This is a genomic window from Kiloniella litopenaei (assembly GCF_000982415.1).
Lineage (GTDB): Bacteria > Pseudomonadota > Alphaproteobacteria > Kiloniellales > Kiloniellaceae > Kiloniella > Kiloniella litopenaei.
Genome location: NZ_LANI01000009.1, coordinates 109797 through 133691, shown reverse-complemented (window position 1 = coordinate 133691; position 23895 = coordinate 109797). Strand labels below are relative to the sequence as shown.

21 protein-coding genes are annotated in these 23895 nt (G+C 47.8%); 10 read left to right on the top strand and 11 right to left on the bottom strand.

All coding sequences use genetic code 11. The features are described from left to right. From WH95_RS10880 to WH95_RS10870, 3 genes are all read left to right on the top strand, one after another. The gene (locus WH95_RS10880; RefSeq protein WP_204247769.1) at positions 1 to 948 is read left to right on the top strand and encodes an ABC transporter permease; all 948 of its coding nucleotides are present in this window, start codon (positions 1 to 3) and stop codon (positions 946 to 948) included. 140 nt (positions 949 to 1088) lie between these two features. Beyond that, positions 1089 to 1886 carry an ABC transporter permease gene (locus tag WH95_RS10875; protein WP_204247768.1) on the top strand — a complete coding sequence of 266 codons (798 nt, stop codon included), beginning with the start codon at positions 1089 to 1091 and terminating at the stop codon, positions 1884 to 1886. Between the two features lie 58 nt (positions 1887 to 1944). Further along, the gene (locus WH95_RS10870; protein ID WP_046506823.1) at positions 1945 to 2832 is read left to right on the top strand and encodes a DMT family transporter; all 888 of its coding nucleotides are present in this window, start codon (positions 1945 to 1947) and stop codon (positions 2830 to 2832) included. A 79-nt stretch (positions 2833 to 2911) separates the two neighbouring features. Here the strand turns inward: WH95_RS10870 and mdoH are convergent, their stop codons facing one another. Beyond that, positions 2912 to 4756 (bottom strand): glucans biosynthesis glucosyltransferase MdoH, encoded by a 1845-nt coding sequence (mdoH, locus tag WH95_RS10865; protein ID WP_052741946.1) that lies wholly within the window; start codon positions 4754 to 4756, stop codon positions 2912 to 2914. Positions 4757 to 4771: 15 nt separating this feature from the next. Next, positions 4772 to 6337 (bottom strand): glucan biosynthesis protein, encoded by a 1566-nt coding sequence (locus WH95_RS10860; RefSeq protein WP_082114105.1) that lies wholly within the window; start codon positions 6335 to 6337, stop codon positions 4772 to 4774. Between the two features lie 304 nt (positions 6338 to 6641). On the opposite strand from WH95_RS10860, the gene WH95_RS10855 reads away from it, so the two are divergent. The 3 genes from WH95_RS10855 to WH95_RS10845 all read left to right on the top strand — a co-directional run bounded on the left by WH95_RS10855 (position 6642) and on the right by WH95_RS10845 (position 10516). Then, positions 6642 to 7904: an OpgC family protein gene (locus WH95_RS10855; protein ID WP_046506820.1), complete on the top strand. Its 1263-nt coding sequence runs from the start codon at positions 6642 to 6644 to the stop codon at positions 7902 to 7904. 60 nt (positions 7905 to 7964) lie between these two features. Then, positions 7965 to 8966 carry an alpha/beta hydrolase gene (locus WH95_RS10850; protein ID WP_162199387.1) on the top strand — a complete coding sequence of 334 codons (1002 nt, stop codon included), beginning with the start codon at positions 7965 to 7967 and terminating at the stop codon, positions 8964 to 8966. Between the two features lie 218 nt (positions 8967 to 9184). Then, positions 9185 to 10516 carry an NAD(P)/FAD-dependent oxidoreductase gene (locus WH95_RS10845; protein WP_046506816.1) on the top strand — a complete coding sequence of 444 codons (1332 nt, stop codon included), beginning with the start codon at positions 9185 to 9187 and terminating at the stop codon, positions 10514 to 10516. Here the strand turns inward: WH95_RS10845 and WH95_RS10840 are convergent, their stop codons facing one another. Next, positions 10517 to 11920, bottom strand: coding sequence for a tetratricopeptide repeat protein (locus tag WH95_RS10840; RefSeq protein ID WP_046506924.1), 1404 nt, complete (start codon positions 11918 to 11920; stop codon positions 10517 to 10519). A gap of 254 nt (positions 11921 to 12174) precedes the next feature. Here WH95_RS10840 and WH95_RS10830 point away from each other — a divergent pair, with 254 nt between their 5' ends. After that, on the top strand, positions 12175 to 13404 hold the full coding sequence (locus tag WH95_RS10830; RefSeq protein WP_218044485.1) for a YeeE/YedE family protein: 1230 nt from the start codon (positions 12175 to 12177) through the stop codon (positions 13402 to 13404). Between the two features lie 150 nt (positions 13405 to 13554). Here WH95_RS10830 and WH95_RS10825 read toward each other — a convergent pair whose 3' ends face one another. Continuing rightward, entirely contained in the window at positions 13555 to 14553 is a 999-nt protein-coding gene (locus tag WH95_RS10825) for a lipid II:glycine glycyltransferase FemX (RefSeq protein WP_046506920.1), read from the bottom strand. 259 nt (positions 14554 to 14812) lie between these two features. Between WH95_RS10825 and WH95_RS10820 the strand changes: the two genes are divergently transcribed. Beyond that, complete coding sequence (locus WH95_RS10820) at positions 14813 to 15229, top strand: PilZ domain-containing protein (RefSeq protein WP_046506807.1); 417 nt, start codon at positions 14813 to 14815, stop codon at positions 15227 to 15229. A 309-nt stretch (positions 15230 to 15538) separates the two neighbouring features. Here WH95_RS10820 and WH95_RS10815 read toward each other — a convergent pair whose 3' ends face one another. After that, positions 15539 to 15916, bottom strand: coding sequence for a VOC family protein (locus WH95_RS10815; RefSeq protein ID WP_046506805.1), 378 nt, complete (start codon positions 15914 to 15916; stop codon positions 15539 to 15541). 298 nt (positions 15917 to 16214) lie between these two features. Here WH95_RS10815 and WH95_RS21500 point away from each other — a divergent pair, with 298 nt between their 5' ends. Beyond that, on the top strand, positions 16215 to 16508 hold the full coding sequence (locus tag WH95_RS21500; RefSeq protein WP_204247767.1) for a winged helix-turn-helix transcriptional regulator: 294 nt from the start codon (positions 16215 to 16217) through the stop codon (positions 16506 to 16508). Positions 16509 to 16596: 88 nt separating this feature from the next. On the opposite strand, the gene WH95_RS10805 is transcribed toward WH95_RS21500, so the two are convergent. From WH95_RS10805 to WH95_RS10780, 6 genes are all read right to left on the bottom strand, one after another. Further along, on the bottom strand, positions 16597 to 17367 hold the full coding sequence (locus WH95_RS10805) for an abortive infection family protein (protein WP_046506799.1): 771 nt from the start codon (positions 17365 to 17367) through the stop codon (positions 16597 to 16599). Positions 17368 to 17433: 66 nt separating this feature from the next. Then, complete coding sequence (locus WH95_RS10800; protein WP_204247766.1) at positions 17434 to 18579, bottom strand: hypothetical protein; 1146 nt, start codon at positions 18577 to 18579, stop codon at positions 17434 to 17436. Between the two features lie 305 nt (positions 18580 to 18884). After that, on the bottom strand, positions 18885 to 19514 hold the full coding sequence (locus WH95_RS10795; RefSeq protein ID WP_046506797.1) for a DUF2971 domain-containing protein: 630 nt from the start codon (positions 19512 to 19514) through the stop codon (positions 18885 to 18887). Between the two features lie 29 nt (positions 19515 to 19543). After that, positions 19544 to 19843, bottom strand: coding sequence for an Imm32 family immunity protein (locus WH95_RS10790; protein WP_046506794.1), 300 nt, complete (start codon positions 19841 to 19843; stop codon positions 19544 to 19546). 91 nt (positions 19844 to 19934) lie between these two features. Next, entirely contained in the window at positions 19935 to 21965 is a 2031-nt protein-coding gene (locus tag WH95_RS10785) for a hydantoinase/oxoprolinase family protein (protein ID WP_046506791.1), read from the bottom strand. A 274-nt stretch (positions 21966 to 22239) separates the two neighbouring features. After that, positions 22240 to 23145 carry a DMT family transporter gene (locus tag WH95_RS10780; protein WP_046506788.1) on the bottom strand — a complete coding sequence of 302 codons (906 nt, stop codon included), beginning with the start codon at positions 23143 to 23145 and terminating at the stop codon, positions 22240 to 22242. A gap of 213 nt (positions 23146 to 23358) precedes the next feature. On the opposite strand from WH95_RS10780, the gene WH95_RS10775 reads away from it, so the two are divergent. Then, positions 23359 to 23817 (top strand): Lrp/AsnC family transcriptional regulator, encoded by a 459-nt coding sequence (locus tag WH95_RS10775; protein ID WP_046506785.1) that lies wholly within the window; start codon positions 23359 to 23361, stop codon positions 23815 to 23817. The last annotated feature ends 78 nt before the right edge of the window (positions 23818 to 23895 follow it).

Below are 23895 nucleotides of genomic sequence, written 5' to 3'. Positions count from 1 at the left end.
ATGACGAATTTTATGCGTGTTGCTATGATTAAGTTTGCCAGCTTGCTTGTCGTTCTTTTTTGCGTCTCGTTTTTGACATTCCTGCTGTATTACTATGCCCCGGGCGACAAAGCGCTGGCCATTGCAAATGCCCGTTATATTGGTGAGGGAAGTGCCTCTGTCGAGTTGGTTGAGCAGATAAGGCAAGAGACAGGCATCGACCGTCCATTGTTGGTACAATTCTATCTCTGGCTTCAAGCTATTGTTCAACTGGACTTTGGTATTTCTCTCGTTTCCCAGGAACCTGTTAGTGAAATTTTTGTCAGCCAACTGGGCGAAACACTCGAATTGGCGTTCTCAGCTTTGCTTGTTGGTATGTCCCTTGCTATTCCGCTCGCGTTGATATCCGTTTGGAAGCCCAAAAGCTTTGTTGATCGTTTTGCTGTTGCGTTGTCGTCTGTTGGCGCTGCAATTCCGTCCTATTGGCTGGGCCTGATTTTTATATTGATATTTGCTGCGCAACTTCAATTGTTACCTGCTTATGGTACAGGAAGTCTGGAGCATCTTATTTTGCCTGCTGCAACCCTTGGGTTGTGGGTGTTGGCATCACAAACTCGTTTGATCCGATCTTTTTTGCTAGAGGCAAGTACGGCACCGTTTCTCAAGGGGTTGAGAATAAGAGGGGTTGGATCAAAAGAACTGTTCTGCCGTCATATCGTGCGGCATGCCTTTGTTCCCTTTATAACCATGTTGGGGCTTGAGCTGGCTTTTCTGTTAGAAGGGGCGGTAATTGTTGAGGTGGTCTTTGCCCGTGGTGGCATCGGGTCGTTATTGGTGCATTCGGTAATGAGTAGGGACTTCCCGATTATTCAGTGCGTTGTTCTTTTTTCTGCTGTGACCTATGTCACGATAAATAGTGCTGTTGAAATTTTCCAATGGGTTATGAACCCCGTTTCCAGACAAGGGTAATTACTGGTTGTGGATAATCACTGGTAATGGAACTTTCAGGCAAAGACAATTATTTGAGCTACTTTATGAACACTTCCTTATTTAACCATTTGCCCTTTTTCAAAGGCATTCTTTCGTTTTCATTTCAAACAAGGATTGTTTTGAAAAAGCACTATTTGATCTTTTGTTCGCTGGCTCTTTTAACCGCGGTCATTCTATTGGGTTTTATTTTCACGCCCTATGATCCCGTTGAAACAGATTTTCTAAACCGTCTTAGCCCACCGAGCTGGCAAAATTGGTTTGGAACCGATCAAATGGGACGTGATATTGCGACCCGTATTCTTTACGGTGCCGGGTGGTCTGTGGGGTTGGCATTGATTGTCTCAACCACAGGGGCAGTTATCGGCACGATTGTTGGATTGCTTGCTGGGTCTCTGGGGCGATTTGTCGATGGGTTTTGCATGCGGGTAACGGACAGTTTTTTTGCTTTCCCCGAATTAATTGCTGCCATTGTGGTTACGGGTGTTTTGGGGCCTAATACTGTAAACATGGTGATTGCCTTAATCCTTGTAAGCTGGATGCGTTTCGCGCGCTTGGTTCGGGCACTTACAGATGATGTAAAACAACGGGACTATGTTCTTCAGGCAAAGTTAAACAGAATTCCATATCTTCTGATTTTAACAAGACACTATATTCCAAACATTGTATTGAGTATTATTGTTGTCTGGACCAGTTCTTGGTCCAGAACAATCCTGTCTATATCCGGTTTGAGCTTTCTTGGGTTTGGGGTGCAACCTCCCCAAGCGGAATGGGGGGCCATGCTTTTGGACGGGAAACCCTACATGTTGACGGCACCCCATGTCATGATCTTTCCCGGGGTTGCTGTTTTAATCACTGTTTTAGTTCTTAATCTTATGGGGGATCACTTGCGTGATTACCTTCAATCCTTGGAAAAATAGCCTAACTTTTTAAATTATCTGACTTTTAAGACAGATAAACCGGGCTTTGGAAAGTAAAATGAGTTCTGATTTCAAAGGCATTTCATTACGAATTGGTGCCACAATATTTTTTACGATTATGGTTCTTTTTATCAAAATGTTGGCAACAGATTTCCCTGTTGGACAAACAGTTTTTTATCGAAGTGCCTTTGCGTTGATCCCTTTGGTTGTTTTCCTCTTTTTAACGGGTGATTTTCCATCCGGTTTGAAAACCAAACGTCCGGGGGGCCATGTTGCACGATGTCTTTTTGGCTGTATTGCAATGTTTGCTTCATTTGCGTCGTTGAAATATCTGCCAATTGCTGATGCCACGATCATTGGATACCTGGCACCTATTCTGACGGTTCTCTTGGCGAGACTGATCCTGGGAGAGGCTGTTTCCGGGGTACGCTGGATCGGTGTTGTTTTTGGTTTCGCGGGCATGTTGGTGCTGATTTTGCCGCAACTAAATGGTTTTGATGTTGATCAGGGATATTTGATCGGTGTCGGTCTGGGTTTTGCCATGGCTGGATTTACGGCGATTGCCAAAATTCAAATCCGCAGTCTGGCTTTGACCGAAAATGCTGGGGCCATTGCTTTGTATTTTGCTTTGACCTGCACACTTGCCGGATTGGCAACTCTGCCCTTTGGATGGCCAACCCCCGATAACACACAGCTAATGTTGTTAATTGGTTCCGGGCTTGCTGGCGGGATTGCACATATTATGATGACCCTGAGCTATCAATTCAGTGAAGCATCAAAACTGGCGACGTTTGAATATCTATCGCTGATATTTGCTGTTTTCTCTGATTTCTTTTTCTTCAATATTATACCGGGGTACAATTTTTATATCGCCGGTTGTTTTATCCTGTTTGCAACTGTTTTTGTTGCGCTCAAGGATAAGAAAAAGGATTTAAAGACCACTTGAATTGAATATCTGATTAATAAACAAACAGCCCCGATTAAAATTAATCGGGGCTGTTTGTTTAGGGAGGAATAAAGGAATTCTATTCAGCAGCTTTTGGGGCTAGTTCTGGTGAACTAAAAGGCGAGCTTTCTTGTATATCCCGGGTAAACATCCGTGGTAATTCCTCGGGGGGGCTGGTTTCTTCCGGGATAAGAAGAATACCGTGGCGCTGAAGGAACAGCCCGATCTTTTCCTGACCAAAAGCAACGGCCAAGGGGGCACCCAAAATAAGGCCGGTCAAGATTGGCGCCAGCCAAAGCAGAAGTTCCGGTGCTTGATTTAGATAAACAAAACCAAGCACAGCAGCGGCGAGTAAATGCGCTCTATGCTGTTTAAAGGCTTCTTTCCATGGAATATTGCGTCCACTTCGGCTTTGCGCGTTCCACTGAACAGTCTTACCCACAAGTAATGCAGATATAATTCGAACATGGAATATCATAATGACGGGCGCTGAAACGGCAGAGAAAAGCATTTCCAGAATACTACTCAAAGTGAGTTTTATAAAACCACCATATGCAGATGCTTCCCGGTAAGCGAGCAGAAGTGCCAATATTTTGGGCATGAACAGCATACCCATTACGATGATAAACAAGGTCAGGGGGGATGCTGTATAAGGCGTTAGCATTGACCATTCATAGGGCAGGGGAATAACCGGACTGATCGGCATGGTGCGCTCTGTCACCAGAAAGGCACTCATCAACAACAGCATCATCCACAGATAAGAGGACCCGTAGCTCATGGCGCCCATTAGCATGTGAATACGGCTGACCTTTTTCAGTCCCTTTTCCGATACCAGGCGCATGTGCTGGAAATTGCCCTGACACCAACGTTGATCCCTTATGATGTGGTCAAGAATGTTCGTTGGTACCTGTTCGTAGCTTCCTTTGCCTTCTGGATAGATCCAGACGTCCAGTCCTGCGCGGCGTAAAAAGGCTGCTTCGACAAAATCATGGCTTAGAATTTCGCCTGATAAGGGGCCTTTGCCTGAAAGGATGGGAAGTTCACAGTGTTCAATAAAAGGCGCAATCCGCAGGATCGCATTGTGCCCCCAATAGTTACCATCATTCATGGTCCAATAACTAAGGCCCGTTGTGAAGAGCTCACCTGTCAATCGGATGTTGAACTGTGTCAGGCGGCCAAACAGGGTCTTTTGCCCCATGGCACGGGGGAGGACCTGTATCAATCCGGCGTTGGGATTATTATCCATCATTCGGGTCATGTTCAGGATTGTTTCACCTGACATGATGCTGTCTGCATCCAACACAATCATATAGTCGAAAGATGTTCCCCAACGATCACAAAAATCCTTGATGTTGCCAACTTTGCGATGTGTGTTTTTTTCCCGACGGCGATAATGGAATTTTCCCTGCAAGGCATAGCGGTGCAGTAATTCCTGGGCCAGTGTTTCTTCCTGTGCAGCAATGGAAAGATCTGTGGTGTCGCTTAAAAGGAAGAATTCAAACGAATTACCATGCCCGGTTGCCAGAACAGACCTCAATGTCTGTTCCATCCCCAGAAAAACCAGCTCAGGGTCTTCGTTGTAGGCTGGCATGACCACAGCAACTTTGCCGTTTGGCATCGCAGATGGGTCCAGATTTTGGCCAAGGGGTGAAACGGTTTTTGCAGCACTCTTGTTACTAAGGGCACAAATAACAAAACCGATAATGGAGGTCCAGAATGACTGGCTAATCCAAAGAAAGGCGATTGTCGAAAGAAGAACATAGATGCCTTCGAGCAAACTCAAACCGTTTTCAAACAGGTTAAGAGCCAGGTTTGTGCTAAGTGCACCGACAGTCAGGCTGAGCAACAAGAGAAGCAGAGATCTGCGACGATGCTTGGTTTTCGCGACGTCAATCTTGCATGAATTGTTGGGTTTATGGCTCATTCAGTTTATCCAGCCCTAGGCATATTTGGTTGTATAGAGATAAGTCCAGGTTTCAGTCAGGGCGCGATCACCCATTTTCAGATACCCGCGTAAATCACAAGGTTGATCGTTTTCCGGTTCCAAATTGAACTGGACACGCCACAGCTTGTTTTCTGTATTCTTAAACGCTTTTACGTCGTATATTTTTCCAACCTGACAATTGAATACAGCTTCAATAGGGCTATCAGCTGGAAGTTTGCTTAGTTCATCACTTTCGAACTCCACGGCAAAAAAGCGTGCTTCGGCACTGTGACCATAGGCAAACCCTGCTCGGTTAGCGGGACCTTCACGGGTACTCATGGACTTTCCAGCCGGGGGCCACTGTGTTGATTCCAGATAACTGGTCAATCGATAGCTGTATTCTAACGAGCTTCCTGCTTTCATTTGTTTATCAGAAACCCAATAGGCGACTATGTTGTCTGTTGTTTCCAGATCTGATGGGATTTCAACCAGTTCTACATGGCCATGCCCCCAATTCTGCTTGGGTTCAATCCAGATACTCGGGCGTTTTTGATATCGCGATTCCAGATCCCCGTAATGATTAAAATCCCTATCACGTTGGGAAAGGCCAAAACCATTCGTATTTTCACCTACGAAAGCAGAAATCGTTACGTTCTTGCGTCGGGCCAAAGGTCGCCAGATCCATTCATCAGCAGATGTACAGACCATAAGCCCATCGGAATCGTGTACTTCGGGTCTATAGTCATCCAGACCTTTGGTGTTCTCACCAAAAAGGAACATGCTTGTTAAGGGTGCCAGGCCAAGTTTGTTGATATCCTTTCGGGCAAAGAGTGAAACATCAACATCAACAACAGTGTCTTTACCCGGCTGTATCGTAAAACGATAGGCACCCGTGACACTTGGGCTGTCCAACAATGCCATGATAACGAGGTTCTTCTCGTCAGAGTCTTTTTCCGGCTTTTCTATCCAGAACTCTTTGAAAAGCGGGAATTCTTCCCCTGTGGGTTCTGCGGTATCAATCGCCAGTCCACGGATCGACAGGCCGTATTGTTGTCCTTGTCCCAACACGCGAAAATAGTTGGACCCCAGAAACGAGATCAGCTCGTCATAGTATTCGCTGTTGAGTTGGTGATGTACCCTGAAACCGGCAAAATGCAGGTCTTCCATATCGGATGGGGCAGGTTGCTTGCCTTCGTACCAGAACATGCCCGGCTGGATCGTTTGGTCCTTTTCCCTACCGTTTTCCTGCAGGTTGATATCAACCGTATCGTGGAACCATGGGCCGCCGGGGTGAAAAAACTGTAGCTGATAAGGCCCACCGTCATTCCAAAGCGGCTTGTTTGGGTTGTAGTATATCTTGGAAAATTCTTCGACGGACATGCTTTTCCAAAAGTCACTTATGGTACTTTCGGGCTTGCTATAGGCCGTTTTTGATAAAATCTGTGCTTTTTGTATGACATCGTCATAACGCGTAACCTCAGTACCAACATTATTATTGGCAAAAGGGCTCGAAATCACGCCGGGAATTAACCCGGTGGTCGAGAGTGCTATGGAAGAGAGAAGAAATTTTCTACGGTTCATTGTGCAATGATTCAAGTTCAAATTAATACAGAGGAAGTCGCTGAAATGTAATGGTTTTTCAAGGGGTATTTCTGTGTCATTGCATTTTTTTTACCTTATTATGATGTCTATCTCTCCATAACAGATTGGTTTGTTGTAAGCTTTCCCATAGTCAAGGGATATACAATCCTCATCACAAGTTCGCGAACAGGGTTTACTGTACCTGTGGTTGATCAGGTATCATTTTCACTATAGAGAGCTCTTTTCCGAATAATGAATCGGTCGTACTGAAAGAGTGCCTGATCAAGAGTGCTGGATAAAAAGCATGAACAAAGTGAATGAACATAAGTTGAGCCCAAACAATAAGTTAAGACCTGAGACGCAAGCTATCGAGCATGCAGCCCAAGTTATTGGTGCTGTAAAAAAAGAACGAGATCCTCGGCTGGATTTTTTCCGGGGCGTTGCGATGCTGATTATCTTTGTCGCGCATGTGCCCGGTAACTTTTGGGCAAAGTTTATTCCTGCACGTTTTGGCCCCAGCGATGCAGCTGAAATGTTTGTTTTCTGTTCCGGATTTGCCGCGGCAATTGCTTTTGGTGGTACATTCCGCAGGTCCGGATTTTTTATGGGGACGATGCGCATTGTCATTCGCTGTGTACAGCTTTATGTGGCGCATCTTGGTCTGTTCTTTGTTCTGGCAACGGTTTGTGCCATTGCGACGGCTTATTTTGTTGATTTCAACTATATTGGAAAATTGAATCTAACCTATTTTTTCAATAACACGTCTGAAGCTCTTGGGGCCTTGTTTACCCTGACTTATGTGCCGAACTTTTTTGATATCATGCCCATGTATATCGGGGTTCTGGCACTGGTGCCTGTGGTTATCCTCCTTGCCCGTGTACATCCTTATCTGGTTCCTGCCTTTTCGATTGCTCTATATGCAGCAAGTTGGCAGTGGCAACTGGAATTCCCGGCTGAACCCTTTTCTGATCGCCCGTGGTTCTTTAACCCACTAACCTGGCAGTTACTGTTCTTCACAGGCTTTGCCATCTCTGCGGGTTGGATTAAGGCACCACCCCCAAACAAGTGGCTGCTTATTGCCTGTATCATTTTTGTACTTGCCCTTGTGCCGATCAGTAACTGGCCGATCATGCGCGCAATTCCTGAACTGAAAGATATCCGCGCCGAACTTATTCTTGGTTTCAAGAAAACCAATTTTGGCCTGCTACGGTGGTTACACTTTTTAGCACTGGCCTATATTTGCGTTACCTTGTTGAAAGGTCGGGAACAGATCCTGAGGCATCGTTATTTCAAACCCTTGATCAAATGCGGACAACAGGCCTTGCCCGTTTTCCTGTTGGGTATGACCTTATCCTGGATCGGGGGAATTGTATTGGATCAGATCGGTCGCGATGCCTTGGGGCTAAGCCTTGTCAATCTGTCTGGTATGTCGATCCTGATTGGCTATGCCTATTTGATGGGATGGGTAAAATCATCCCCGTGGCGACAGACAGGGAATAAACCTGTACAGTCTGTGGCGCCGTCAAATAAAGATTTAAACAGACCTGTGGCGCAACCCGCAGAATAATTCCGTGGGGTAATCCAAAAGGGAAGAAAAGTTAGGGAGTATTTTGTGAACGGGGACCGCTTGTCGAAGATACTTAAGGTGTTCTTTTTATCTATTGGTTCGACGTGTTTAGGGCTTTTACTGTCCTTTACGGCCTTTGCCGAAGGCACCGTTCTTTCGGATCAGAAAGTCACCCTGCCCAGCTTCAGCGCCCCGTTGGATTATTCGGTTTATCTGCCCGAAAAATATTGTGTTGATAACAGGTTATATCCCGTTCTTTATCTGTTACATGGATATGGTGGGTCGCACAAAGACTGGCTAAAAGCGGGACAGGTTGCCAAGACGTTGGATCGCTTGATTGATGATGAGGTGATTGATCCTCTTGTTGTTGTCATGCCCGCTGCGGGAAAATCCTGGTATCTCAATTCAGAAAAGCATGGTGCTTTTCAAGCCGGGCTTGGGCAAGAGCTGCCTGTCGTTATGGAAGATCTTTTGGCCAATAAAGCGTCAAGGAAAACACGTGCGATTGCGGGCTTGTCCATGGGGGGCTACGGGGCATTGAAGTTTGCCTTTGCAGCCCCGGAACAATACATCGCTACTGCTGGTTTAAGCCCGGCAGTTTTTCCCAATGTTGAAAGTGCAGACCATTTTAAGCCTGTGCAGATAAAGCTTTTTGCCGGGGCCTTTGGCGAGCCTTTTTCAGTTGAAGTCTTTAACCGTGAGAATGTTTTTACCACGTTGGAAAAAGCTAAGTCCAAAAGCTTTCCCCATACGTACCTGACGGTCGGGGATGATGACTGGTTTGGTCTCTATGAAGGTACCTTTGCGCTCTATCGGGAACTGAAAAGCAGAAAACTTTCGTCAGAACTGCGCATTACCAATGGCAATCACACATGGAAACTGTGGCGGAACGAGATTGAACAGGCTCTGGTTTTTATAGATAGCAAGTTTAAGGCCGAAAAATCAGAAAAGTCCCCAAAGATTGATGGGGCAAATCGTGATGATATCAAGGCGCGGAACTCAGAAAACAATAGTATCATCCCGGCAGTAAAAGTATCCAGAAACTCTATCTTGTGTTCTTAAGGGGAAAGAGTGTCTGATTTTAAGGGAAAGTGAAGCTAATGGTTTTACCCACCGCTTTATACTGTTACGTGCTGGACGATTATTTCCCTTTTTCCATAATACCAAGCATACAAAATCACTAACTATTCCTGTTGGGCAGTTAAACGATTTTTGCTGTTCTTGGTTCGGGTTTAAGTTTATAGATTCATTGGGTTTTGTTAACGGGTGCGCTTATTCCAATGATTTTAAATGAAAACTCTCCGACCACTTTTAACGATCAATTACCAAAACGTGTTGATGTCGTCGTTATTGGCGCAGGCATTATTGGTGTTTCTATTGCTTATTTCCTGGCGAAGCAGGGAAAGAAAGTTCTGATTTGCGAAAAGGGGCGGGTTGCAGGCGAGCAATCCAGTCGTAACTGGGGGTGGGTGCGCCAACAAGGGCGCCATAGCTCTGAATTACCCATTATGAAAGAAAGCCTGCGTATATGGCAGGGACTGGCAGAAGAAATTGGCGAAGACCTTGGCTTTCGACAATGTGGTTGTCTTTATCTTGCTGAAACTGATGCGATGGAGCAAGAAAACGAGGATTGGCTTGATATCGCCCGCCAGCACAATCTGGATACGAAGCTGTTAGGTACGCGGGAAGTACAATCCCTGTTAGGTCAGGAAAACAAGTATTGGAAGAGTGCGATTTATACCGCCTCTGACGGTCGGGCAGAACCTTTGATTGCTGTTCCACGGCTCGCCTCTGCAGCACAAGTTCTGGGTGTGAAAATTATTGAAAACTGTGCCGTTCGTTCCTTGGATGTGATGGTGGGTAAATTATCCGGTGTCTATACAGAATTGGGGCGCGTAGATGCTACACAGGTTGTGTCTGCAGCAGGCGCATGGTCTTCTCTTTTTGCAGGCATCCATGATATATCCCTTCCTCAGTTGAAAGTTAAGGGCACCGTTGCGCGGACGGAACCTGTCACAGGTTTTTTCGAAGGAAATGCAGTATCAGAAAATATTGCTTTTCGAAAAAGAACAGATGGGGGATACAGCATTGCCCTTGCGGATCAAACATCGCATTCAATTACACCCGATAGTTTTAGGTATTTGCCCAAGTTTTTACCATTGATGAAAAAATCCTATCGGGATGTTTCTTTACGGTTTGACCGATCTTTTTTTAATGAGATTGGTCATCGGGTTAAAACTAATCCGACTAAGGTATCGCCGTTTGAACAAAATAGAGTTCTGAACCCCAAACCAGATGAAAACATTCTTAAACAAATGCGCGAAGCTCTAAAGTCCCATGTGCCTGAATTGGCAAATGCCGCTTTTGTAGAGAGTTGGGCGGGCATGATCGAGACCACGCCAGATGTTTTGCCAATTGTTTCGCAAGCTGATCACATAGATGGTTTTTATATGGTTTCAGGCTTGAGTGGTCATGGCTTTGGTATTGGCCCGGGAATGGGCAAGGTTGTTGCTGATCTGATATGTGGGCGATCCATGGAATATGATCTAAGCCGTTTTAGACTTAATCGGTTTCACGATGGATCGCCGATTGAACTGAGCATGTCTGCCTGATCAAGTTAAGGAAACCAGTTCAATATTCTGTTGTCTATTCACCGTTTGTGTTGGCGCTTCATCTGTTTCTACTGTTTCCAATATTTCCGGGATTTTGGCCAGTCTCTTTAAGGCCCAGGGGTTTTCCGGGCGTTGTTGCAGGCGGGCGTCAAGAAGGTCTTTGGCTGTGCTATAGCGCTGTGCGCGGATAGAGGCATCGATCAGAAGCCTGTGAAAGACATCGCGCTGGGCGTGGCTGCCGCCGATCTGTTGCAGATCGTCAAAGACGGGCAACAGATGATCAACACACTGTGCGTCATTTCCGGTTTTGCAGGCGTGGATCGCTTTTGCCAGTGGCATGCCATAGTTGCGGAAGATTTCCTGCGCCGTGCCTTCGCCCTCTGCTTTTTCGTGCATGGTTTCAATAAAGGCGTCGGCGGCTTTGGTGTTACCGCTGCTCAGGATGGCCAGCAGATAGTGCGCATCGGCAAAGGCCAGACTGTGGTCATTGACGTGGTTGGCAGACAGCTTGGCCATTTCTTCCCAGCGATTGCCGACGTTGACGCCTTCCAGCTCCAGACGGTAGAGCAGGGACACGCCGTTGCTGATATCGCGGAAATCGTCGGTGTGATCCTTGCGGATATAGGAATCGTACAGGCGCAGAACTTCGTCCTTTTGGCCCAATTCCAGATGGAACAGCGCCTTGTGCCAATGCATATGGTACGAGAAGTTGTTACAGTTTTCCCACTCGTTCTGGTATTGGCTCAGCCAGTTGATGCCTTCGGACGGGCGGTTTGACATTTCCAGTACGTGACCGACGGCATGGGTGCCCCACGCATCGTTCGGGGCGATTTCTACGCCGCGCTTTCCGGTTTTTTCCGCTTCGGCATAGGCCCCGGTTTCTTCCAGCCCAAAGCTGTGACAGCCAAGAATAAAGCCGTAATCACGCACACCTTCGTTCCAGGCACTCATGATTTTTGTGGTCGAGGCCCGCATGCCGTGGTTCCGACCGCGAATAAACTGACAGGCGTGGGTGATCTTGACGCTCAGGGCATCAAGCGGATAGTCATCCAATAGTGCATCCAGCCGGGCGATGGCTTTATCCAGATTGCCGTAACACCATTCTTCCAAGGCGGTGAGCAACTCGCTTTCGCGGTGGTTGGCGCCGCGTTCTCTGACCGACAGCTTTGCTTTGAACAGGGCTTCCAGGGCAACGGGGTCGGTTTCGACCTTGGCCAGCATCTTGTAGAAAAAGCCCTTGGCGATCAGCGCCAGAAGCATTTGCGGATCGGCGGCAAGGGTCAGGCCAAGAGCTTCGGGTGTTTTCTTTGAATGGGCGAGAAAGAGGGAGACTGTATTGTCAAAGTGATCAACGGCGTTTTGATTCAAAGCTGTTACTGCGTGTCCACGACAATCAAACAACACGGGGTGCCTCCATAGCAATTTTTTATACGGCGGTTTTTTTAATTCCTGAATCCCATATGGCATGCATTGGGGGGGGATTTCCAGTGCACAAAAGATGTCAAAACCTAGTGTTTCAGGTGGTTGTGATCACCGTGATAAGGCACGTTCTGCCCCAAAGCAGCAGAATAGCTCTGCTTTTTGTCTCTGCGCTGGAATGCAGTTCACAGGCCGGACACAGCCTTCTGACAAAATTGTGAAAGAAAAAGAGTTATTGGATGGGTATGATAAGCTCAAAATCCGTAAACCAATATGCTTACCCGAACCCCATCAAGCGGACCCATTTAATGCAAGCGCAAACAAGCCATGTTTTTTCCCCACATAAGTATTTGCCACTGGCAATGTCGTTGCTGGCGCTTGTTGTGCTGTATTTTTATATGGGGCAACGATCGGCAATCGCGACGGGGCTGGGTATTGCCCTTGGCATTAGCCTCTATCACGCGGCATTTGGTTTTACCTCGGCCTGGAGACGTTTTCTGACCGAGGGCTGGGGCGCAGGGCTCAAGGCACAGATTGTCATGCTGGCGGTTGTGGTCACGCTGTTCTTCCCGGTGCTTGATAGCGGTACGATACTGGGCCACAGGGCGTCGGGCTTTGTGGCGCCAGCCGGAACGGGTGTTGTGGTCGGGGCTTTTGTCTTTGGCATCGGCATGCAAATCGCGGGGGGCTGTGCCAGTGGCACGCTCTTTACCGTTGGCGGTGGCAGTATTCGCATGGTGGTGACCCTGATCACCTTTATGCTGGGGTCGGTCATTGCAACGGTGCACCTGCCGTTCTGGCACGCATTGCCAAAGTGGAAAGCCGTTTCCATGGTGAACCTCTGGGGATGGGAACAGGCTTTGATCCTGCATCTGATTGTCTTTGCCTTGCTCTATCTCTTTGTCTGTAAGGTCGAAAACAGAAACTTTCTGTTAGAAGAAGGAGAGAGCACGCCTAAGGCTCCCTTGTTCCATCGCATCACCCAAGGACCATGGCCGCTGGTGCTCGGGGCTGTGGCGCTGGCCTTGCTCAACTTTGCCATGCTGGCGCTGTTGGGGCATCCGTGGGGGATTACGTCGGGCATTACGCTGTGGGGCGGCAAGCTGGTGTCTTTCCTTGGCGCGGATCTGTCCGACATTCCCTATTGGTCCGGGCGCATGGCGGCGCTGGATCAGTCGCTGTTCAAAAGCGATGCCTCTGCCACCAACATCGGGATTGTCGCCGGTGCCATGAGCGCGGCGGTCCTCGCCGGAAAGTTTGGCAAGTCACAGAACGTCACGGTCAAAGGCATCGTCACGGCCCTGATCGGTGGCCTGATGTTGGGCTATGGCGCGCGTTTAGCCTATGGCTGTAACATCGGTGCCTTTTTCAGCGGCGTCGCATCGGGCAGTGTGCACGGCTGGGTCTGGCTCTTCGCAGCATTGGCCGGGAATATGATCGGCGTCAGAGTTCGCAAGGCCTATAGCTGATTTACTCACCCCTTCTTCCCTAAAATCTCATGCGTTGTTTCATCGTTCGCATAGGTCGCCTACACGTCTCTCTTTACGCCTTGAATTAGGATTAAGTAAAACAGCTATTAAAAGAGTAAAGCAGTTATAGTTAGAAGTGGCTATAGCCACCTAGTTGTAGCTGCCGATGAGGGTGAAGGGGGTGCCGCCGAGGCCTTTTTTGAAGAAGGTCACGCCCTTGGCATCATCGGGGTTGATCCCGCCGAGGTCGAGCCAGTTGATATCGCGCTCTTTCAGCTCCAGCAGGCCACGCCACAAGAGGTAATTGTGCGCGCGGGCGTCGCGCCCTTCCTGTGAGTTCCAACCCACCAGATAGGTTGCACTGCCTTCGTGCAGGAACAGCAGAATGGCGCCCACCGCTTCGCCATCAAGCAACGCGCGCATCAAGAGGAAATCGCCCCGGTCCTTTGTAAAGCGTTTCAGGTGCGCGACCAGTGCGGGGCTTGGCCCTTTGAATTCCTTGAGGATTTTGTCCATCTCGCTGAGTTTGAGCAGCCAGTTCAGGTGCTTGCCCTCTGTGTCCAGTTCCAGTGCCAGCCCTTTTTTCTCTGACTGGTTCAGGGTATTGCGCCAGTTCTGTTTCAGGTTCGCGCGCAAGGTTTCTTCGGGCTGTGTCAGGTCGAGCCAGATTGACGAATAGCCGTCGGTCTGAATACGGTTCAGACCAAACTTCGCCAGCAAGGCGCGGTTGGCTTCCGTATCCGGCATTTCCGGCAGGAAGTATCGAAAGCGCCAGGGACGCGCGGGATAGCGTTTTTGTATTTCCGCCCAGAAAAACTCGTGCACCTCTTGCGGGATGTCGGGTTCCAGCCACAGCGGCCCGCGATAGAGCCGTACCTTGTGAAACACGCCCAACAGCTTTTGTTCCAACACCTGACAGATGCCGACAATACGTCCCTGCCAGTAAATGGTGGCGAACTTGCCGACCAGCCGTTCGGTCATCAGGACGGCTTGGGCATAGGGCCAGCTTTGTAACAGGTTTGATTGCCCGGCCTTGCGCACCAGCTCTCGCCACTGGCGCACGGAAACGTCGTTCCATTTTATATCCAGTTGCGGGGTGCCAGGGGTGCCAGAGGTCTCAGGGGCGTTTATCCGGGCTTTATCAGGCATGGGCAAGTAATTGTGCGTGACTGTCGAGGGCAATTGTTTTGTGGCGAATCATCTATTATCCATAATGCTTTATCTATGGCTTTGTAAATGATTTCCCGATATATTCGTGCTATTCTTATGTAAGTTTAACAGCCATAGTTATGAAAGCTGACTTTTGCTTTAGGCGTGAAGAGTGACGTGTAGGCGACCTATGCGAACGATGAAACAACGCTAAGGAAGAGTTAGCTTGCATAACTATAAAAAGGGGTTCTAGGGTTTTATGGCGAAGGTAGTAGCGGTTTATAACAAGGAAAGAAGACGCGACCATCGCCGCGCGGTAAATCTGGCCGCCAAGCTGCGGGGGATAGAGGCTATCCTCAAGGGCGTGCGGGTGACGATTAATGATATCAGTCCCGGCGGCGTCGGTATTTCCGGCGAGGAAGACGATCTGGAACAGTACGGCGATATGGACGTGATTGTCGAAGACGGCGAAAAGCTGGATATCGACGCACTGGGTCTGAAAGTCGGGGATATCGTCAACCTTGAAATTCTGCTGAAAAAGGCCGATCCCTTTAAGATCGATATTGAAATTCGTCGCGCCGACATTGATAACGGCAAGCTCGGCGCCCGCTTTGTGAATATCGGCAACAGAGACTTTAACACGCTGGAAAAAATCGTTCTCGGGCGATTACGCTAGAGGGGGGGAGGTTCTCCCCGATATTCTTTCTAGAGATTTTATCCCAATCTTTTGTCCGGTTGGTTTGTCCAATTGTTTTTTTGGGCAGACATATACAGACATATAACCGACCCCGATTATTCACCCGATTATTCAGGTGACTATTCGGGGTCGGTTATTTTCTGCATGATTGTTGCGTGATCAGTCCCCCCAAAATGGCCAAACACTGGAACAGGGGCACATACCGAAAGAGGCCCCAACTCCAAAAAAGATTAGGTCTCGAAAATATTAGGCCCAAAAAAGATCAAGCCTGAAAAGGGCTAGGCCGTATTACGCCCCGCCTGTTAAATCTTCCGCAAGCATCAGGGCATTGTTGTCGGGGTCATAAAAGGTTGCGGTTTTCACCATGCCTTCGGCCACGTCTGTGGGGCCATCAAACCGCACCCCGGCATCTTCCATCTTGGCCCGTGCGCTATCCAGATCTGCAATGCCGAACACGGGCACACAGTTGCCGGGGGCGGGTTCTGTGTGTTCGCCCAGGCCGATTGTCACGTTTTCCGTTTTGGTTGTAATCTCGGACCAACCTGCTTCATCGGCGTGGTACATAACTTCAAACCCCAGTATTTTCTGGTACCAGTCCGCACTTTTGTGGCGATCTGTGACCGACAGGGCAATTGTGATGGTTTCATTCAATTTTACGAGCGACATAATTTATCCTTTACTGCTTTATTTAATTTTTAAAATATAGTAACTATACTTTATGGACATAAATACATTTGTCAACATCACATCACGGGCATGGGCGTTGCCCATCCTTGCCAAGCTCCACGCTGGCGTCCCGGGGCGGCAAGCCCCTTTGCTGAGCGCAACGGGCGCAAGCCGAACCGCCTTCGCGCAAAGTATGGCGCATCTGATTGATATCGGCCTGTTGGAACGCAACCCCGGCCACGGCCACCCCCTGCGCCCGGAATTCCGCCTGACCCCGCTGGGCCAGGTCGCAGCCGAAATGGCGCATAAAATTCTGGACGTTTCGGAAGAAAAAGAACAGGACCTGATACGCAGATCCTGGACCTTGCCCGTGCTGGCAAGCCTGCAAAAGCCAAGTCAGTTCAGTGAGATCAAGCGCAGTCTATCCACCATCACAGATCGAGCCCTGTCCCAGTCCCTGCGCCGCATGGAAGACCGACAATGGATCCACCGAAGCGTCGAAAACGCCACCCGCCCGCCCATGCCCATCTATCACCCGATTAATACGGGTGCGATGATTAGTAGTGTAACAAGTGGTGTGATTTTGGGGTGATGGGGGAGTAGAGTGCTTATTGATCGACATCGAAATCCGTTGCGCGGATGCCGATTATCGTACTTGTTTGTGAATTTGGTAATAGAAATTATATATTCTTTTGTTGTTCCAAGAATGTTTCTACGAGAAAAGTTGCGATAGCACCGGCAGTATTAACTGCGAGACTTGCATGACGTGGCGATGGTCTCACGGGCAATTTTCCTCCTCGTCCATGCGAGTCTGATAACCGATTTCGTAATGTTCCTATGCCATTAACCAAGTGCATCGCTCCCCCAAGGATTGCCTTTATCGGCTCTTCTGTGTGTTGATTTGGTGCAAGATTTAATGCTTTTGCCGCTAACTTATAAAGTTTGGGTAGATCGTCTTTGTCAGAGTAAGTTTTCTGTAGTTCATCAAGAATACGTTTTGTCACCGTTTCGAGAAGGGTTCTTGCCATAGTAATAGCTCCTTCTGGATCAGAGTTGCGGCGATCAAGTGCTTTTGTCCAAGCAGCATATACTCCATTCGCATCAAAGACTTCTAAAATGTTAGACGATTCTTTATCAGGGGGTGCACTGTTACATCCCTCCAAGTGATCAACGAGGGGAGTGAAGGCTTTGTTTATAATCTCTCTACGTTCAGCATAAGAAGACGCTTCGTTTTTTATAAAAGGCCAAAATGCATCAAGATTACGATAAGTCCTTACAAATTTCGGTAGTAGGTCGCGGATTACTTGATCTGCCATGAGGTTTTGTCGTAACAGCTTGTAAATTCTATTATCTTCTTCTTCTCCTCCGCCAGTTGCACGAGAAGTCAGGATAGCCTCCATCATTTCAACCCGTTCGATAATATCGGCCGGAATTTCAATATATCCGCTCATTTATGCAGCCCCTTAAAAAAATCCTGATTTTTTAAACAGTTAAAGAGTTATAAGTAATGAAGTATTTTATTCTTTTCTCAAAATAAAGATTTTAAAATAAAGCAATGATTTAATCACGTGATTCAAATTATGAACTTCACGAAACAAGAGAAGCGTTTTACGCATGAATTGTATGAAATAAAGTGAGTGCTCTATATTTCTTTGCATTCCCTCTTTCTTCGGATAGTAAGCTATTTGTTGTGAAGCCTCATCATAATCATATTTATAGTGCGCAATACTGTTTCTTAGGTTGTTATCTATTGCTTGTTTATCTATTTGGTAGAAAGGGTTATCTATAGCACCTAGTTTCTTTCCCAAATCGACATTTGCATAACTATTTAAAGAAGAGAACTCTTTTATTATTTTCCCCTTCTTATTCAATCTAACCTTATCGTCAAACAGATCATGATCTCCTCGATTATGTAGGTTGTTTAATCCTGCAAGGAGTACGAGCTGCCGTGAAAAAACCTCGGCAAGATCTTTATAAAAGTTACTGCAAGTTCCAAAATCGGAAGTTGATACTCTGGCTGGAACCTTACTATGTTCACTGGAGTTTATATAATCATAGTAAAGAGTTGGACGTATAGGCAGATCAAGTGAAACTATATTGGGATACAGATCTAAGCAATCGTGATGTAAATTTTCTAAAAACTGATTCTCAATGATTTTATTAACAAAATTAGTAGTGTTTTTATTATACTTTTCGTAGAGATCTTGAAGAATTAGTGGTATTTTTTTTGATAATTCTTCATTTTGAGCATGAATAGTTATTGGCGAAGACATTATCGAAGTAACAGAATAGAGTGCTGCAAGCACATCTTCTTTTTTTTCTGATTTTAACGTAATTTCTGGAATTTCAAAGTCATTACAGATTTTTTTAAAGCTTTTTATATTACCTCGCTTATACTGGGTGATAAGCCTTTGAAGGTCCCTTTGCTTCGAATACAGTAGATTTAACATAGACAGTCGATAGCTTAAGTTACCAATAGCTTCTGCCCCCAACTCTTCTACGGCCTTCATGTAAGTTGTACCACCCATTTTATAGGTTTCGAATGAAGCTGGAAAATCTAGATGAAGATCTACAAAAGGATTTTGACCGTCAAATAACCCTTTGAAATTTTTAATTTCAATCGCACCACTTAAGTTACTTTCTTGAGTTCCAAGTGTGAACATTATTACTTCGCCACATGATGGACAGGCGAACTGAAATGGTTGGATATCTCTGTTTGACATGCCTATTCTACAATCAATTAGAGTACTACATGTATCGCATTTTAAGCGCGTGCAAATATTCATTCGACAATCTTTCGCAGTAATACTATTTGATAAATTATTATTTCTACCTTGGAACACTCTAGTATTCTTGAAAGAAGTGTATTAATGCCAATGAATTGGAAGGTAGTTATAAAGGGAGGAACGTTGATTGTTTATTTAGGGAAAGGTGCAACAAGTTAACCAAACTTATTTATAACGGTTTGCTATTTACTGACATGGTCAACTAATTTTTTCCACTGATCGTTTTCTAATAATGTTGTACGGTAGATCTTCAATTTGCTACATCCCTTGATAGTTTTTAGTGTGTCAACCGTTGAATTTCTTAACGCTTTGGGTAGCCAAGGACTTAGGGTAATCCTCTTAATAGTACTTAGAGGCATAGGTATGTCTTTGACTGCCTCATATTGCCCTTTATTTTGATAAACAATCCTGAATTCGTTCTCTGGCTTATAAGGATAACGTTTAGTAAATGGGAGTTTGTCTAATGTGAGGGGGACAGTTTTAGCTTTCTTAATTGGTATGTAATCAACAACACCATATGAAATTCCTGGAGTTTTCTTAATTGAATGAATTAATTCCTCTTTGTTAAACTCAATGCAAACACCGTCACTCCCCGATGAAAATACTTTCCAATGGTGGTAGGTTTCAGCATCCTCTGCAAAACACAATGCAAGTAAAGTTTGTAGATTTTTTTGTTTTTTATAATGATCCATGAAATAACTATCATTTTTGTCATCCCAATAATTAGGGTCTAAAAGAGTAATATTTCTATTTTTAAGTATGTGAATTGTTGCTGCTAAATTCGTATATCGTCTAATACTGATTCCGCTCATCTTTGCACCTTTTTACTTTTTATATCTATTCATCCTTTGAAAAGGCCGTGCTTCTTTTTCCACTCTGTATTCCATGCATAAAGCTTTACATGATGTACTTGGGTGCAACCATTCTTCTTTTCAGCCTCTAGCATAGAAGTGGTGAGTTCATCGCCAGCCCATTCTTCTGCGCGAAGATGATCGTGATCACATTGATCCGACTCAAGTTTGGATATCATTGAATCAATTGTGTTTCTTAGCTTTTTCAAGCCATTCAAATCAGCATGCACATAAACCTGATCGCCATCAGGATCTACGACGACACTAAGAAGATCTGATTTTTCATTCATGGTTGCAGCTTCTAAAAATTCTTTTGATGCTGCAAGTTTTGCTTATGAATAGGACGTTCGCAATAAAATAAATACAACCATAGTGCATTCATCACCCCATCAACACAGGTCGCCCCTTAGCCGTCGCAATAATGGAACTTTCGATAAAGAGTTGGTCGCCGCCGGCGTCGGTGATGATTTTATCGAACTGGTCAACCTCGACGATGATATCGGTGGCACCGCTTTCCGCTGCCATTTGATAGGCTTTTTCTTCGGCGTGGGATTTGGCGTAGTCGATGGCGTCTTGCGCAACGGTAAAGTTCTTTTGCTCGGTGCCCATGTGGGTGCGGAAGCGGCCCTTTTCGGGGGAGGAGATCAGGACGGTGTATTTCTGGACAACGCCGCCGCACACGGCACCGACCGCGTTTGACACATCGGCGTTTTCCGGTAGGTTCAGTTCAGTGTTCAGGCGCGCGGTGATTTCCGGGTAATAGATGGCTGACGGGGCGCCCGTTGCCACGATGCCTCTGCCCAGTTTGACGGTAAAGTCCAGAAGGGGAGAGGTGCCTTTGGTGTCGCCTTTATGACTATCTGCCTTGTTTCGCAGCGCATTGTCCAGCAGGGCCAATCCCAGACTTTGGCTATTGGTCATCTGCGGAATATTTTCTTCGATAAAAGCGGTGTCGAGAATGGTTTTGCCCGCCTGAACCACGGTTTGCTGATAAATCATTTCCGCAAGGTCTTCGGGCGTGACGCCCAACAGGTGGTTGTCGCGCTGGGCCTGTCTTAAAAACAGCTGCGCGCAGAGCAGGGCGCCGTCGCGGGTCCAGTTGTTCTGTTTGTTCAGGATATGGCTGCTGTCACTGGGGGTCAGGCCCGCATTAATCACAAGGCCGCGATCAATCAGGCGTTGCAAGGGGCCAGCCATGGCCGGGCGTTCCAGCAAGCTGTTGAGGGCAACGGGGCCGTCGGCGAGGCTTTCCCATATTTCCAGTTCCAGCCGCGACAGGCTGGTGAGCGCGGTGTTGAGTTCGCGCAGCTTCAGGGCAAAGCGCCCGTCGTATTCGCCAATGCGCTCCTTGCGCAGCTGTTGCTGTAGCTCGTCGAGGACACTTGGGTGTTGTTGCGTCAATAGGCTGATGGGGTAAGCCCTGCGGGGGCCAATGCCGAGCGGCGTACCCGTGCCCTTGTGCGAAGCTTTCAGGGCGACTTCACTGTCGCCGCCCAGTCCATAGGTGCTGACCGCGACGGCCTTGACCATGGTGCGCCAGCCGCCGACGTTGGCGCCTTCTTCGCTGAGCTTGGGTTCGCCATCCATCAGGATCGCAATATCGGTGGTGGTGCCGCCCATATCGACCACAAAGACATCGCTGGCGCCGGACAGATATTTGGCCCCGACCACAGAGGCCGCCGGGCCGGAGAGAATGGTTTCAACCGGGCGTTCCAGCGCGGTTTGCGCAGAGATCAGCGACCCGTCGCCCTTGACCACCATCACGGGGGCCTTGATGCCCTTTTCCTGTAACATGATATCGACGGAATGGATCAGCTGGTGTAATTGCGGGATCAACTGGGCATTTAAAAAGGCGGTGAGGGCGCGGCGCGGCGCATCCAGCCCCGATGACAGTTCGTGGGCGCAGGTCACCGGGCGGTCTGTCTTTTCCAGTATCAGGTTGCGAACAGCTTCTTCGTGGGATGCATTGCGCACAGAGAAATAGCCCGCAACGGCAAAGGCAGACACATGGGGGGCGTGTTCGTCGATGGCCTGTTGCACCGCGTCGAGATCCAGCGGGGATTGCTCGTCGCCCAAGGGCGTATGCCCGCCGTCAATAAAGACATAGGGGTTCTTGCCAATGGCGGTGCCGAGGTTGGATCGCTCCAGCGATCCCTTGTCATAGCCGATCATAATCAGACAGACCGGGCTGTCGTGGGCTTCGACAATGGCGTTGGTGGCAAGGGTGGTGGACAGGGACACCATGCGGATCTGGTCGCCCTCGCGATCCATAATCCGGTTGACCGCATCACAGATACCGATGGACAGGTCGTGTTTGGTCGTCAGGGATTTGGCGGTCCGCAGCACACCGTCTTCTTCTGTGAAAAGAACCGCATCCGTATAGGTGCCACCCGTATCAATACCTAACAACATTCCCGAATAATCCGTAACTGCCAGTGATAAAAGAACTTATACCTAAATCCCCTAGCAATTTACTATGAATATTGCTTCCCTAAAAGCGACGAGTGCTGTTGACGCAAATAGATCAAAGCTTCTGATCGTTTTAATTCGCGACTCTTCGGCGTTGTTTCATCGCTCATGTAGGGTTTCTACATTTCGCTCTTCACGCCTTGAATGGCCGAAAATTAAAACGATCAGGGGTATTTTGTGATAAGGTACCTATCTTCTTCGGGCCTTGATCAGGTACTCATCTTTTGCGGGCCTTGATAAGGCCCAGGGCACCAACCATGCCGATGGTGACAATGCTGACGCCGACGATTTCGATGGTCGTTGGCTCTTCGCCCAGAACGGGCAGGGCAAGGATAACGGCGATGCCGGGCACCAGTGCGGCAAAGACCGCGCCCTTGGCCGCGCCCAGCAAGGCAACGGCCTTGGTATAGAACAACAGGGCGAGAATGGCAGAGCCTATGCCCTGAAAGATCGCCTGAAACAGGGTTTCTTCCATGGGGGCAACAAAGATCTGTGGGTCGCCAAAGGTAAAATAGAGTGGCAGGTAAATGACCATGGACAGTACAGAGACCAGCGCTGTGGCGTGCAGGGGATCGGCCTTGAAGTATTTGGAGGAAACGGTGTAGGTGGCCCAGCAACCGCCCCCGGCGACAAACATCAGATGGCCAATCCACTGGTTATCCCCCGCCATGGCAAGGCCGGACCAGCCGAGCAGGGCAACGCCCAGAATAATCACGCCCAAACCAAGCAGACGGTTTCTGTCGGGGCGATCCCCCAGAATAAACCAGCCGCCGATGGTGGACAGGGTCAGCATACAGCTTGGCGCAATGATCCCCATATGGCTGGCCGGGGCGTATTTAAGCCCTGTGACGGTGAAGAGCAAATAGGGCGCACCCGCCCCGAAGGCAAACAGAAGCCCGCCGGGCAGGCCAATGCCTTTGAAGCCACGCTTGAGGATCAGGGGCAAAAGAATAATACCCGCAACGCCAAAGCGCAGCGCGGTAATATCATAGGGTGTCAGGGTCTGGTTTTGCAGGCCGAGGCTGGACACTACGGGCCACGCCCCCCACAACAGAGCTGCCATCAGGCCGTAGATAATCCCCATTGTCATTGTGCTTTGCTCTGCTTTTAAAGCCTGATCCATTACTCTTACCCGATACTCAAAAAATAAACCTGAAACTCACCATTTGAATCATAGCTGATTGTTCGCGGCCTTTTGCGGCAAAATAAGTGGTTTTCGGATCAAAAAACTGCAACAAATAGAATTTGACGCGTTTTTTCAACCTATACCCCGAAACGGCAACAGGTTAGTGTCACCCTACAGGCCACTTCAAGACAGATCAGTTTAAAGACCAAGATGAAGATAGATAATTTCGACAAGGCTATCCTGCGACTATTACAGGAAAATTCCCGCCTTAAATCAGATAGCATTGCGGAACAGGTTGGTCTGTCCGCGACCGCATGTCAACGCCGGATTAAACGATTGCGCGATATGGGGGCTATCGAGCGGGAAATTGCGGTGATCAACCCGGATCTTTCCACCCATCAACTGACCCTGATCGTGCAGGTGGTTATCGAACGCTGTCATGCAGAAATGCTGGACCGTCTGACCGCACAGTTCCTTGCCGAGCCGGAAATCCAGCAGTGTTATAACGTGACCGGGGCTTTTGATTTCCTCTTGATCGTCACCGCGGAAAACATGACCAGCTATGACCGCTTTACCAAGCGCGTGTTTTTCGATAACCCGGCCATACAGGAATTCACCACCACCGTCGTGATGGAAAACGTTAAACGCGGTCTGGAGCTGCCAATATAGTCTTCGACTATTTTAGTTGGCGGCGCGTTGCTGAAGTTTAATGAACTCTCTAGTCTTGTAAGCCAAGGTGTTTGGGAT

Excerpts from the sequence above, each read along its gene's own strand:
- WH95_RS10870 (WP_046506823.1), top strand. The coding sequence starts at position 1,945 with ATGAGTTCTGATTTCAAAGGCATTTCATTACGAATTGGTGCCACAATA.
- mdoH (WP_052741946.1), bottom strand. The coding sequence starts at position 4,756 with ATGAGCCATAAACCCAACAATTCATGCAAGATTGACGTCGCGAAAACC.
- WH95_RS10845 (WP_046506816.1), top strand. The coding sequence starts at position 9,185 with ATGATTTTAAATGAAAACTCTCCGACCACTTTTAACGATCAATTACCA.
- WH95_RS10825 (WP_046506920.1), bottom strand. The coding sequence starts at position 14,553 with ATGCCTGATAAAGCCCGGATAAACGCCCCTGAGACCTCTGGCACCCCT.
- WH95_RS10790 (WP_046506794.1), bottom strand. The coding sequence starts at position 19,843 with ATGAATGAAAAATCAGATCTTCTTAGTGTCGTCGTAGATCCTGATGGC.
- WH95_RS10805 (WP_046506799.1), bottom strand. The coding sequence starts at position 17,367 with ATGAGCGGATATATTGAAATTCCGGCCGATATTATCGAACGGGTTGAA.
- WH95_RS10830 (WP_218044485.1), top strand. The coding sequence starts at position 12,175 with ATGGGTATGATAAGCTCAAAATCCGTAAACCAATATGCTTACCCGAAC.
- WH95_RS10815 (WP_046506805.1), bottom strand. The coding sequence starts at position 15,916 with ATGTCGCTCGTAAAATTGAATGAAACCATCACAATTGCCCTGTCGGTC.
- WH95_RS10800 (WP_204247766.1), bottom strand. The coding sequence starts at position 18,579 with ATGTTCACACTTGGAACTCAAGAAAGTAACTTAAGTGGTGCGATTGAA.
- WH95_RS10820 (WP_046506807.1), top strand. The coding sequence starts at position 14,813 with ATGGCGAAGGTAGTAGCGGTTTATAACAAGGAAAGAAGACGCGACCAT.
- WH95_RS10855 (WP_046506820.1), top strand. The coding sequence starts at position 6,642 with ATGAACAAAGTGAATGAACATAAGTTGAGCCCAAACAATAAGTTAAGA.
- WH95_RS10780 (WP_046506788.1), bottom strand. The coding sequence starts at position 23,145 with ATGGATCAGGCTTTAAAAGCAGAGCAAAGCACAATGACAATGGGGATT.
- WH95_RS10795 (WP_046506797.1), bottom strand. The coding sequence starts at position 19,514 with ATGAGCGGAATCAGTATTAGACGATATACGAATTTAGCAGCAACAATT.
- WH95_RS10860 (WP_082114105.1), bottom strand. The coding sequence starts at position 6,337 with ATGAACCGTAGAAAATTTCTTCTCTCTTCCATAGCACTCTCGACCACC.
- WH95_RS21500 (WP_204247767.1), top strand. The coding sequence starts at position 16,215 with ATGGCGCATAAAATTCTGGACGTTTCGGAAGAAAAAGAACAGGACCTG.
- WH95_RS10785 (WP_046506791.1), bottom strand. The coding sequence starts at position 21,965 with ATGTTGTTAGGTATTGATACGGGTGGCACCTATACGGATGCGGTTCTT.
- WH95_RS10775 (WP_046506785.1), top strand. The coding sequence starts at position 23,359 with ATGAAGATAGATAATTTCGACAAGGCTATCCTGCGACTATTACAGGAA.
- WH95_RS10880 (WP_204247769.1), top strand. The coding sequence starts at position 1 with ATGACGAATTTTATGCGTGTTGCTATGATTAAGTTTGCCAGCTTGCTT.